Origin of the sequence: Stenotrophomonas sp. TWI377 (assembly GCF_039674525.1) — a bacterium.
Taxonomy (GTDB): domain Bacteria; phylum Pseudomonadota; class Gammaproteobacteria; order Xanthomonadales; family Xanthomonadaceae; genus Stenotrophomonas.
In genome coordinates, this window is record NZ_JBDJNT010000002.1 from 184,205 (window position 1) to 196,300 (window position 12,096).

Consider the following 12,096-nt stretch of genomic DNA (forward strand, 5'->3'; position numbering starts at 1 on the left):
GTTATGGGTCCAGCGCCACCACGTTGTTGCGCTGGGTCACTTCCGCCGCACCGTCGGCCTGCATCACGCGCACGCGCAGGCCAGCGCGCTCCCCGGCCGGCAGCGGCAAGCTGACGGTCGTGGTCTTCGGCAGCAGGTCGCTCGGCGCCGCCAGACTCGGAATCTCGGCCCGGGCCAGCTCGCGGCCCTTCGCATCCTCCAGCACTGCCACGCCCACCCCGGTGGCGACGTGGCCCAGGCTGTGCACGGTCACCTGCACCTGACGCCCGTCCACGCGCACATCGCCGCGCCCGATGCCGAGGTCGGCACGCTGTTCGACCGGCGTGCCGGCCTGCACCAGCTCGAACTCGAACACCTGGCTCTGGCCCGGCACGAACCGCAGCGTGGTCGAGGCACTGCGCTCCAGGGTGAGATCACGCGTGGTGGCCTTGCCATCGATGGTGTCATCGCCGTCGCGGTCCACGCCGCTGGTCATCCGCCATTGCCCGGCGGTGACGTTCCAGGTGCTCATCTCCGCATCCACTGCGTGCTTGCCCAGGTTGTAGGCGATCACCTTGAAGCGGTCCGGCGAGGGTGCATGCACCAGCAGCGCGACCTGCTCGGCGGCCTGCGGCTGGGCGAAGCGCCAGCTCACGGTGTGGCCCGGCCAGCTCTGGTTGCGCTTGAGCGCGATGCCGCCCAGGCGTGCACGCTGCAGGAATTCGCTTGGCGCTTCGACACGGTCGGACCACCAGTGGCCTTCGGTGTTCATGTATTCGCGCTGCGCCTTGGCCTGGATGCCGTCGGCATGCAGCGCCTCCAGGTACTTCTTGTCGCCGGTGGCCTGCCACGCCATCAGGCTGGCGAAGCCGGTGCTGCCACCGTCGGCATCGCTGATGAAGCGCGGGTTCCACTCGGCACCGCGGCCCAGCGCTTCCACGTAGTTCTCGCCCAGGTTGGACAAGGCGCCCGGGCCACCCCGCTCGACGCGGTAGTCCAGCGCCTTGAGGTATTTGTCATCGCCGGTCCAGCGCCATGCCGCCCAGAAGGTGTGCATGATGTCGCCGCTGCCCGAGCCGTTGTTGAGCTCGCCGCCACGGGTCTTGCCGGTCGCCCAGTTGATCTCGTTCGGCAGCGCCCAGCGTCCCTTGTCGTCGGTGTAGGCGTGGGCCAGGTAGCCATCGGCCAGCCCGGTGACCAGCTTGCGACCGGTCGGATCGGCGTTGTACTGGCCGATCAGGAACGCCGGGTGCAGGACCGGGAAGGAATACGGCTTCTGCCATTGCCAGTTCGGTTCGCGGTACACCTTGTTGCCGCCGAACCAGTTGCTGGAGAACAGCAGATGGCCCTGCGGGTTGGGCAGGATGATGCGTTGGTCGAACGCCTTCACCGTTTCCATCAGACGCTCGACGGTGAGCGGATCGCCCCAGTTGAGGTAGAGCATCGCACTGTTGGTGTTGATGCCTTCCTCGTACGCGTGCAGCTCATCGGTTTCGATGGTGCTCAAGCCGTTGCTGAACATGCCATTGCGGTACACCGCATCGGACAGCGCGGTCAGCGAGGCATTGAGCTTGTCCGGCTGCACGCCCATCAGCGCCAGGCCGGGCCACTGCTGGGTCAGGTCGGAATCGTCGGAGATGCCACCGCCGAAATCGCCGTAGGCGATCTGCCGATGGTCGATCCACCACTCGATGAAGCGGCGCACGTAGGTGAGGTCTTCGGTCTGCCGGAACGCCCACAGCGGCACGCCCTTGGGCGGCTCGGGCTGGGTGAATGGCGGCTTGCCCTGGCTGTTGTAGCTGATGTAGTTCCAGTACAGGCGCCCGAGTTCGTGGTCCGGGTCCACCCGCAGCAGATCACTGAGATCGGCATACACGCGCGCGTATAGGCGCTGGCGCTTGGAGGTAGTGTGCTCTTCGACCAGGAAGCCCCAGTTGTCACGCACCTGGTTGAAACGATCGGCGATGTGCTCCTTCTTCGCCTCCTCGCGGTCCTTGTAGACCATGCGGATTTCCGCACCGTCCAGCGAGGTGGCGTTGAACCCCGGTGCGGCCGAGGCGATGGAGATCCACAGGCTGTCGGCGGTGAGGATGCGGTCGCGCAGATCCAGCCACAGGGTGCGCTTCTGGCCCGGTTTGACCGACACCGACACGTCGATCATGTCGCGCGCCGGCCAGAGCGGGTCCTTGATGCGGATGTTGAGCGGGATCAGCCCGTCGTGGGTGGCGGGCAGGTCCAGCGCGGGCAGGTCGATGGCCACGCCGTCCAGGCCGTCATGCATGTTCTCCCAGCTGTGCGCCCAGCTGCGGATCAGCGGTTGTGCCGCCGGGGCATCACTGACGCCGGAGGGAATCAGTACGTGCACGATCGGCAGCGGTTGCGCGGGCAGCGTGTCGGCCGTGCGCTTGCGTGAGCCGGCGCCCTTGGGCAGCGCCATCACCGTGCTGCGTTCGGCCGCCGGGTAGCGGCCGTCGATGTACTCCCGAAGTGCCGCGATGTTGGTGTAGTCCGGCAGCGCCTGGCTGTCGACCAGGTAGCGCTGCTTGACCGTGCCCTCCGGCTCGGCCGCGTCGCTGACCTGGTAGGCCCAGATTTCCTGGATCGGCGTTTCCTGTTCGGTATTGCGGAAGTGCAGGACGCCGCCGGTCTGTGCGGCAATGGCATTCACGCTGCGCACCACGCCCTGCGGGCGCTGGAACAGGGTCTGCGACGGCTGGCCGTCGGTGCTGTGGCTGAGCCCGCCGAACGCGGCGCCACGCACTTCGATGCGATTGACGCTTTCACCGGCCGGCAGGGTCAGGTCCAGCTGCTGGCCGCCCTCGACGTAGGTGTTCCAGTCGGGCAGCTGGAAGTAGTCGTTGCGGCCCGGCAGGCGCGAGCGGTTGTATACGCCCGGCCAGGTGGTTTCGGCAATGCCGTCGGTCGCCTTCCACATCCACTGTTTGTGGTCCTTGGTATCGGCGAACTCGACCTTGCGGATCGTGGTGGTCGGCGCGGTCAGCGCCGGCGGTGGCGCAGCGTCCCAGCCATGGCGGTGGCGCCAGGCGCGCATCGGCTCCGGCACGGCCACGGCGGTGGCGGGCGTGGCATTGCGCGCCAGGGCGGCCATGCCGGCCGGATCGAGCAGGCGGTCGTAGACGCGGATCTCGTCGAAGTCGCTGCCGCGCAGGAAGTTGTAGCGGCTCTGCACCTGGTAGGGCGCCATCACGCGCGCGGCCAGGCCGAGCTGATCGAGTGCGGCGTCGTAGTCGGCGGTGGTCTCCTGGCGGGCCACTTCCTTGCCGTCCACGTACAGGCGCACGCCGTGGTTTTCGTCCCAGCCGAAGGCGATGTGCTGCCACTGCTGCGGCGAGGGAGTCTGGTCGAGCTTGAACGACACGCGCGTGCGCGCCAGGTTGGCATCGGTGACGAACGCATCGAAGCCGTGGCCGTTCCAGTCGATGCGCAGCCAGGCCATGTCCCAGCTGCTGTGGTCGGCGTAGCCGACCCGGAAGATCACGAACGGTGCTTCGCCCACCGCGTAGCGCGCGCGCCAGAAGAAGCCCAGCGTGCCGCGCTGGGCCTGGATGTTGCCCGGCGCGTTCCACGACAACACGCCATCATCCGCCCACTCAATGGCGCTGCCGTGCGCCCCGTTCGGCACCCGCTTCACCTTGTCCACGAAGTTGGGGACCGGGTCGCCCGCGGCGGTGTCGGCCTGCAGGCCCTGGTCGGCCGAGACGTGGAAGAGCAGCTGCGGCGCGGTCTGCGCCCAGGCGGTGCCACTGCCCGCAAGCAGCAGCGCCAGCAGGCTGGCGGACAGGCGGGAGAGGCGGATCGAGGGGGCGACAACGCGATGCATGAGACCTTCCTTTCGACAGCAGAAACAGTACAGCGGAACCAGCAGCGGGGGTCAGCCGCTTACGGTGGCCTCCCGCCCCGGCACCGCGCCCGCCATCCCGGAGAGAAGGACGGGGACGGGCGCGATAGCGGTGGCGGAAGACGCAGCACGGTCAGAACTTGTAGCGCAGGCCGAGGTAGTACTGGCGGCCAGTGTGGGTGTAGCGGTCCGGCAGCGACAGCGCCGAATCGACATAGCGCTCATCGGCGGTATCGAGCAGGTTGATCGCCTCGAAGGTCAGCGAGAGATTCTTGTTGACCTTGTAGGACATGTTGAAATCCACGTTCTCCACGCTGTACTTGCCCTGCACATCGGCGGTGGCGAACTGGTTGCCGTCCAGGTCCCAGACGTTTTCCTGCGAGAGGATGGTGCTGATGTACGCGTCGCGGTAGCTGGTGGAGACGCGCGCGCTGAAGCGGCCGTCGTCGTAGTACAGCGTGGCGTTGTACGAGTTCGGCGAGAGGTTCAGCAGGTCGTTTTCGGTGTACGTGGTGACGATCGTGCTGCCGGTTCCCGAGCTGAACATGTATTTGATCTTGGATTCGACGTGCGTGTAGTTGAGCTGCACGCCGAAGTTGCGCCAGAAGCCGGGCAGGAAGCTGAAAGGCTGCTGGTAGGAGACTTCATAGCCCTTGAGCGGGCCGCCCGGGGTATTGAAGTAGCTCTGCACGTTGAACACCGTGTCCGGGCTGAAGCCGGTCGGCAGCAGATCCAGCGAGTAGCCCATGTTCGCCCAGGTGGTGAGCAGGCGGGTGCGCTGCACGTAGCTCTCGATGTCCTTGTAGAACACCGCGGCCGACAGCAGCGCGCCTTCGTCGAAGTACCACTCCGCGCTCAGGTCGTAGTTGGTCGAGCGGAACGGATCCAGCTTGGGGTTGCCCAGGTTGATCGAGTAGCTGCGATCGTCATCGAAGTACGCGGTGGGGCCACCGCTGACGCTCGGCGACAGGTTGGACAGGGTCGGGCGGGCCATGGTCTTGGCCGCGCCGAAGCGCAGCACGAAGGTATCGCTCAGGTCCCACGCCAGGTTCAACGAAGGCAGCCAGTCGTCGTACTTGTGGCCGACCCGGGTGCCGACCTGCAGGCGCTCGCCGGGATCGGCGGTGGCGCTGGCCACCCCGAAGAACGGTTCGCAGGCCGAGGACAGATCGTTGGCGTTGGCGGCGGTGCACGGCGCATAGCCATCGGCGGTGATGCGGGTCTGCACGTAGCGCACGCCCAGGTTGCCGCGGAACGCGCGGCCCAGCAGGTCGGTGTTGAAGTCCAGCTGCAGGTAGCTGCCGTAGCTTTTTTCGTTGACGTCGAAGTTGTTGTTCGATGCGCCGAAGTGACCGACGCTGGCCAGGCGGTAGTCACCGCCGAGCGTGCCGGTGTTGCAGTTGCAGTAGATGTCCAGCAGCTTGGCGATCTGGTTGAAGTCCGGCACCAGCCAGGCGTTGGGCAGGTTGCCGTCCATGCCCTTGCCGAAGCCGCTCAGGGTGTTGCTCAGGTCACCCACGCCCACACCGGCCGGCAGCGCCTGGGAGAGGCGCCCGTAGCTGATGTTGCGGTACTCCTGCGTGCTCATGTCGTAGTCCTTGTAGGCCAGACCGCCGCGCAGGGTGAAGGTGGGGTTGATGTTGAACGTGAGGTCGACCTTGGCCGTATCGAAGGCATTGTCGACGTACTGCGGGTTCAAGCGCACTTCGCTGATGTTGCCGCCGCGCGCGGTACCGTTGGCATTGACCGGCGTGCTGCCGTAGCCCAGCCACTTCCAGTTGTCCACGGCGTTGAGATCGAACGGGAAGGACATCGCCGGCACCTTGCCGTTGCGCATGTCCAGCACGAAGCCATCCAGGTTGCTGTTGTCGAAGCTGACCATCGAGAAGACCGGCCGCTCATAGTTCGACTCGGAGTGGCCGATCACCGCATCCAGGCGCACCGCGTCGTTGAAGCGATGTTCCAGGTTCAGGCTGAACTGCTTGAATTCGGTGCTCTCTTCGATCGCGGTGGATTCGGTGCGGAAGTCGACGTTGTCGAACACGCCGTAGGTCAGGCGGTTCTGTTCATCGGCCTGCGCCTCGCGGACCACGATCTGGGTCTTGCCGCCGTACTGCGCGGTGCGGTGCAGGTTGGCACCGATCGAATCTTCGCGCACATTCTTGTCGAGCTTGGAGTACAGCATGTCCAGGTTCAACTGCGTGTCGTCGCTGACCTTGAACTGCAGCGCGCCGGTGACACCCAGGCGCTCGATCTCATGTTCGGTGCGGATGTAACGCGGGTAACGCGGGATCCAGGCATTGGTCGCGGTCTCGTACGCGGCGATGCTCTCGGCGGTCGTGGCCGGGCGATCCAGGCCGGGGCCGCAGTGGGTCGCATCGATGCCGTAGCTGCCCCAGCCGTTGCTGCGCGCCTGGTTGGCGGCGCTGCCGACACCGGCGGCGGTTTCATTGGCCAGCGGATTGCGCGGGGTCTGCGGGTCGTAACCAGCCGGGCTGCAGAAGCCGTAGGTGCCGTTGTTGGCCGCGGTGCTCTGGTTGGAGTTGCGGTAGTTGCCGTGCTCCCAGCGGACCGGGTTGTAGCCTTCTTCGAAGATGGTGCGCTTGCTGTAGGCCACCGACATCAGCGCGCCGACCCGGCCGTCGGCCCAGGTGTTGCTGATCAGCCCGGAGATGCGCGGGTCCTTGTTCCTGGACAGCTCGTTGAAGCCGTACTGGCCGCCGAGCGAGGCCTGGAAGCCCTCGAAATCGAACGGGCGCGAGCCGCGAAGATCGACGGTGGCGCCGAGCGAGCCCTCATCGGTCTGCGCCGACTGGGTCTTGTTGATCTTGACCCGGCTGAACAGCTCCGAGGCGAAGGTATTGAAGTCGAAGCCGCGGCTGCGGTTGACGCCGGTGGTACCGCTGCCGGCGGTGGACAGCGCTTCCAGACCGTTGATGCGCACGCGGGTGAAATCCGAGCCCAGGCCGCGCACGGAGATCTGCTGGCCTTCACCGCCTTCGCGATCGATCGAGACGCCGGCGATGCGCTGCATCGACTCGGCCAGGTTCAGATCGGGGAACTTGCCGATGTCTTCGGCGTAGATCGCATCGACCTGCTCGACGCTGTAGCGCTTTTCATCCAGGGATTGCTGCAGGCTTTCGCGGTAGGTCGCCTTGACCTCCACCTTGTCCAGATCCACTGCGTTGAGCGAGGCGGCCGCTTCGGGCGTCTGCTGTGCCGCGGCGATGCCGGCCACGCCCTGCAGCGCGAACGCGATTGAGACCGCAAGCAGGGTAACCGGTGTCTTTTTACGGGTGTCGAGTCGATCCATCGTGTGTAACCCCCTCCCAGGGTGCGCCGCCATGCGACTTTGATGTTGATGAGTCATGACGTCCGGCCTCCCCCGGAGCGTCTGTCGCGCCTTGCCGCGTGACACCGCTGGTCATCCGAAACGTAACAAACCCTTCACGGGGCGGCATCTTGCGCCGCAGCAGCGTGCATGTGCTGGCGAGGGTCGGGGATGGCAACGATGGCGGCGTGCGCGCAGCCGGCGGCGTGATCGCTCACGCCGCCGGTGGGTACTGCCGTTGAATCAGAACTTGTAGCGCACGCCCAGCAGGAACTGGCGGCCGGTTTCGGTGTACTGCAGCGGCAGGCGACCCGTGGCCGGCGAGTAGACCCACTCGTCGGAGGCTTCGTTGGTCAGGTTGATGCCTTCCAGGCTCAGTTCGAGCTGGTCGCTGATGGTGTAGCGGATCGAGGCATCAAGGACCGTGGTGCCGGTCATGCCGTGGTAACCGTCGAGGTTGAAGCCGGTTTCCGTACCCGGTGCCTGGGTCAGGTAGTCATCGCGGTTGGTCGCCGAGACGCGGCCGGAGAAGACCTTGCCTTCGTAGAACAGCGTGGCGTTCCAGGACGACTTGGACAGACCGGTCAGGTCGGTCTTCATCACCGGCTGGCCCGCAGCGTTGAGGTACTGGATCTGCGACTCCACCCAGGTGTAGTTCAACTGCACGCCGAGGTTGGACCACTTGCCCGGCAGGAAGGTGAACGGCTGGGTGTAGTTCGCTTCCACGCCGTGCAGTTCACCACCGGGGGTGTTGACCGGGCGGCTGTAGGTGAAGTCGTCGGCAGGCGAGGCACCGGTGCCGATCAGCAGCGAGGCAGGCAGGCCGCTGTCGGAGTACGGACGCACTTCGCGGGTGGTCTGCACGAAGCTCTCGATGTCCTTGTAGAACAGACCGATACCGGCCATCGCGCCTTCGGCGAAGTACCACTCGAAGCCGAGGTCGACGTTGGTCGCGCGGATCGGCTCCAGGTCCGGGTTGCCGCTGGAGATGGTGCGTGCACCACCGGCCACGGCCACCGTTGCGCCCGGCGTCAGGCTGCCCAGACCCGGGCGGCTCATCACCTTGGCCGCGCCGAGGCGGATCAGGAAGTCAGGGGTGACTTCGGCCACCAGGTTGAACGAGGGCAGGGTGTCGTTGTAGGTGCGGTTCTCCGTGGTGGAGACCGTACCGGTGGCCAGCGTGGACAGGCCGGTGGAGCTCTGCTTGGTGCGCACGTAGCGCACACCCACGTTACCCGACAACGGCAGGCTGCCCAGTTCGGTGGAGAACTCGCCCATCAGGTAGGCACCACGGTCCTTCTCTTCGACGCTGCGCACGTTGTTGGCGCGCGGGGCGACGGCGAAGATGCCGCTGTTGCTGTAGATATCGAACTGATCGGCAATCGCGTTCAGATCCGGCACCACCCAGTTGGACGGGCTGCCGTTGATGCCCTTCAGGCCGGCCTGCTCGGTCATGTCCACCGGCACGATCTTGGTGCCATCGGCGAAGTTGGGCACGGCCAGTTCGCTGGCACGGCGCAGTTCGGTGGTCTTGAAGGTGTAGTCCTTGGCAAGCACGCCGCCCTTCAGGCGGAAGCCAGGGCTGATGTTCCAGTTGAAGTCGAGCTGGCCGGTATCGAAGTCGTTGTCCACGTACTGCGGACGCAGGCGGATTTCGGCCAGTTCCCAGCCTGCGGGGTTGGTCGGGTCGATGCCGTAGTTCAGCGTCGGGAACCGGCTGTTGCCCCGGTAGTCGTAGCTGTAATTGTCGACGTCGTACTTGTCCATGATGATCGTGGTCTGCACCGGATTCTCGTGCTTGGAGCGCGAGATGCCGACCTTGCCGGACAAGGTGAAGTCATCGCCGAAGCGGTGCTGGCCGTTGAGGCTGAGCTGCTTGAACTCGGTGCTCCACTCGTCATGGCGGTTTTCGGTGCGGATGTCGACATTGTCGAACTCGCCGTAGACCAGCGCGTTGTTCTCGATCACGCCGTTCTTGACGATCATCGCCGGCTTGCCGACCAGGCGCGGCGTGGTGCTGGTGCCACGGCTGAAGGAGATCGCCTCGATGTAATGCTCGTCGCGGGTGGCGTCGATCTTGGAGTACAGCGCATCCAGCGAGAACTCGGTGGCGTCGCTCGGCTTCCACTGCAGGGTACCGGTCACGCCCAGGCGCTTCTGCTCATGCTCCATCTGCACGTAGCGCGGGAAGCGCGGGTGGTAGACGTTGGCCGAACGCGCCGCGGCGAACGGCGAGGCCGCATTGAAGTTGCCGTTGCTCGGGCCGTTGGCCCAGCGGCCGGTGTTGGAGCCCTCTTCCAGCGCCTGGCGCTCGGAATAGGCCACCGACAACAAGGCACCGAAGGTGCCATCGGCAAAGGTGTTGGAGATCAGCGCGGCCATGCGCGGGTCGGCCTTTTCGGCCATCGCGTTGTAGCCGGCCTGGCCGCTGGCGGCGAAGGTGAAGCCGTCATAGTCGAACGGGCGCGCGGTGCGCAGGTCGACCGTGGCCCCCAGCGAGCCTTCCTCGACGTCCGCCGAGGCGGTCTTGCGCACCATCAACTGCGAGAACAGGTCCGAGGCGAACACGTTGAAATCGAAGCCACGGCCACGGTTGGTGCCGCCGCTCTGGTCGCCGGCGCCGACGGTGGTCAGCGCTTCCATGCCGTTGATGCGCACGCGGGTGAAGTCCGGGCCCAGGCCGCGCACCGAGATGTTGCGGCCTTCGCCGGCCTCACGGGTGATGACCACGCCGGGAATGCGCTGCAGCGACTCGGCCAGGTTCAGATCCGGGAACTTGCCGATATCCTCGGCGACGATGGCATCGACCACGCCGGCTTCGCCGCGCTTGATGTCCAGCGCCTTCTCGACACTGGCGCGGTAGCCGGTGACGGTGACGGTATCCAGGTCGGTGGGGTTGGTGCCCGCATCCTGGGCCAGCGCGGTACCACTCAGCGCCAGGCCGATCGACAATGCGAGCAAGGTAACCGGTGTCTTTTTCTGCGTGTTCTGGACTTGCATGTTTTCCCTCTCCCAAGGTGCTACATGAAACAGCTATCCAACGACATGTCAGTGCAATGACACCGCTGGTCAGGGCGGACGTTAACAGCCCGTTACTGATCCGGCATCTTGCACCGCAGCAGACTTTTAATGTCTCGCAGACGCTTGCAGGACAATGGTTCCGACATTCGGGACAGGTGGACGGGGCGGCGTCCATCGCTAGAATGACACCGCTAGCCATTGCTGCTGGGCGTCCTTGCGGCGTCCGCGGCCCTCACAAGGATCCAGGACCATGAGTCGTGTTGTCTGTTTCGGAGAGTTGTTGCTGCGCATGAGCGCCCCCGGCCGCGAGCTGTTGCTGCAGCGCGGCCAGTTGGCGGTTCACGCGGGGGGCGCGGAGGCCAACGTTGGTGTCTCGCTGGCCCATCTTGGGCATGCAGTGGCGGCGGTCAGCACGGTGCCGTCCAACCCGCTGGGCGAGTTCGCGCTGGGCGAGCTGCGCCGCCACGGCGTGGACACCACCGCCGTGCGGCGCACCGACGGCCGGATGGGCCTGTACTTCCTGACCACCGGCGCCGTACAGCGTGCCAGTGAAGTGGTCTACGACCGCGCCGATTCGGCCTTCGCCAACAGCAGTCCCGCCGACTACGACTGGGACACGCTGCTGGCCGGCGCCGACTGGCTGCACCTGTCAGGGGTCAGCCCGGCGCTCAACCCGGCGATGGCCCAGGCCACGCTGGCTGCAGCCCGTGCGGCGTGCGCGCGCGGCGTGAAGGTGTCCTTCGACGGCAACTTCCGCCCGTCGCTGTGGGCGCGCTGGCAGGGCGATGCGCCTGGCATCCTGCGCGAATTGTTCGCCTGCGCCGATCTCGTCTTCGCTGACTACCGCGATATCGGCGTGGTGCTCGGGGGTGCGTTCGAGCAGGCCGATGTGCGTGAGCGCGTCGATGCGGCCGCGGCGCAGGCCTTCGCCGCGTTCCCGCGGTTGCAGTGGATGGCCTGCACCCAGCGCACCCCGCACAGCGTGGACAACCATGCACTCGGGGCGATGCTGATCGGCCGTGATGGCACCCGCGCGGTGGCGCCAACCCGCGAAATGATCGGCATCGTGGACCGCATCGGCGGTGGCGACGCCTTCGCCGCCGGCATCCTGCATGGCATGATGCGCGGCTTCGCGCCAGACGCGATCGTGCGTTTCGGCCTCGCCGCAGGCTGCCTGAAGCACTCGATCCCCGGCGACTTCAACCCTGTCAGCGAGGCTGACATCATGGCCCTCACGGGCGAGGAGCGATTCGATGTCCGGCGCTGATCCACGCGTACGCGCAGTCCTGAAACTGGCCCCGGTGATTCCGGTGTTCACCCCGGAAAACGTCGACGATGCCGTCGAGGTCGCGCGCGCACTGTTCAACGGCGGCCTGCCGGTGATCGAAGTGACGCTGCGCACGCCGATGGCGATGGACGCGATCCAGGCCATGGTGGAGGCGGTGCCTGATGCCGTGGTCGGCGCCGGCACCGTGCTGACCGCCGCGCAGATGGAGAAGGTCAAGCAGGTGGGCGGGCGCTTTGCGGTATCGCCGGGTGCGACCCCGCGCCTGTACGCCGCCGCGCGCGATACCGATCTGCCGTTCCTGCCGGGCGTGGCGACCTCGTCGGAGCTGATGCTCGGCCTGGAGCACGGCCTGGATACCTTCAAGTTCTTCCCGGCCGTGCAGGCCGGCGGCGCGGCCATGCTCTCGGCATGGAACGGCCCGTTCGGCGATGTGCGCTTCTGCCCGACCGGCGGCATCAGCGCGCAGACCGCGCGCGATTTCCTCCACCTGCCCAACGTGCTGTGCGTGGGCGGGTCCTGGCTGACCACCCGGGCCCTGCTGCAGGCCAAGGACTGGACCGGCATCGAGCAGCTGGCACGCGATTCGGCCGCGCTGGTCGGCTAAGCCTGCAGGGCCTG

At 66.3% G+C, this 12,096-nt stretch carries 5 protein-coding genes; 2 read left to right on the forward strand and 3 right to left on the reverse strand.

Annotated features, from left to right (window positions below; genetic code table 11):
- Nucleotide 1: 1 nt before the first annotated feature.
- The 3 genes from ABE546_RS04210 to ABE546_RS04220 all read right to left on the reverse strand — a co-directional run bounded on the left by ABE546_RS04210 (nt 2) and on the right by ABE546_RS04220 (nt 10,169).
- Nucleotides 2-3,820 (reverse strand): LamG-like jellyroll fold domain-containing protein, encoded by a 3,819-nt coding sequence (locus tag ABE546_RS04210; RefSeq protein WP_346462778.1) that lies wholly within the window; start codon nt 3,818-3,820, stop codon nt 2-4.
- 151 nt (nt 3,821-3,971) lie between these two features.
- Entirely contained in the window at nt 3,972-7,151 is a 3,180-nt protein-coding gene (locus ABE546_RS04215) for a TonB-dependent receptor (RefSeq protein WP_346462779.1), read from the reverse strand.
- Nucleotides 7,152-7,412: 261 nt separating this feature from the next.
- The gene (locus tag ABE546_RS04220; protein WP_346462780.1) at nt 7,413-10,169 is read right to left on the reverse strand and encodes a TonB-dependent receptor; all 2,757 of its coding nucleotides are present in this window, start codon (nt 10,167-10,169) and stop codon (nt 7,413-7,415) included.
- Nucleotides 10,170-10,440: 271 nt separating this feature from the next.
- Here ABE546_RS04220 and ABE546_RS04225 point away from each other — a divergent pair, with 271 nt between their 5' ends.
- Together ABE546_RS04225 and eda are read left to right on the forward strand one after the other, a co-directional pair.
- On the forward strand, nt 10,441-11,457 hold the full coding sequence (locus ABE546_RS04225; RefSeq protein ID WP_313210560.1) for a sugar kinase: 1,017 nt from the start codon (nt 10,441-10,443) through the stop codon (nt 11,455-11,457).
- Nucleotides 11,444-12,082, forward strand: coding sequence for a bifunctional 4-hydroxy-2-oxoglutarate aldolase/2-dehydro-3-deoxy-phosphogluconate aldolase (gene eda, locus ABE546_RS04230; RefSeq protein WP_346462781.1), 639 nt, complete (start codon nt 11,444-11,446; stop codon nt 12,080-12,082). The genes ABE546_RS04225 and eda overlap by 14 nt, the downstream gene beginning before the upstream one ends.
- The last annotated feature ends 14 nt before the right edge of the window (nt 12,083-12,096 follow it).

Excerpts from the sequence above, each read along its gene's own strand:
- eda (WP_346462781.1), top strand. The coding sequence starts at position 11,444 with ATGTCCGGCGCTGATCCACGCGTACGCGCAGTCCTGAAACTGGCCCCG.
- ABE546_RS04215 (WP_346462779.1), bottom strand. The coding sequence starts at position 7,151 with ATGGATCGACTCGACACCCGTAAAAAGACACCGGTTACCCTGCTTGCG.
- ABE546_RS04210 (WP_346462778.1), bottom strand. The coding sequence starts at position 3,820 with ATGCATCGCGTTGTCGCCCCCTCGATCCGCCTCTCCCGCCTGTCCGCC.
- ABE546_RS04220 (WP_346462780.1), bottom strand. The coding sequence starts at position 10,169 with ATGCAAGTCCAGAACACGCAGAAAAAGACACCGGTTACCTTGCTCGCA.
- ABE546_RS04225 (WP_313210560.1), top strand. The coding sequence starts at position 10,441 with ATGAGTCGTGTTGTCTGTTTCGGAGAGTTGTTGCTGCGCATGAGCGCC.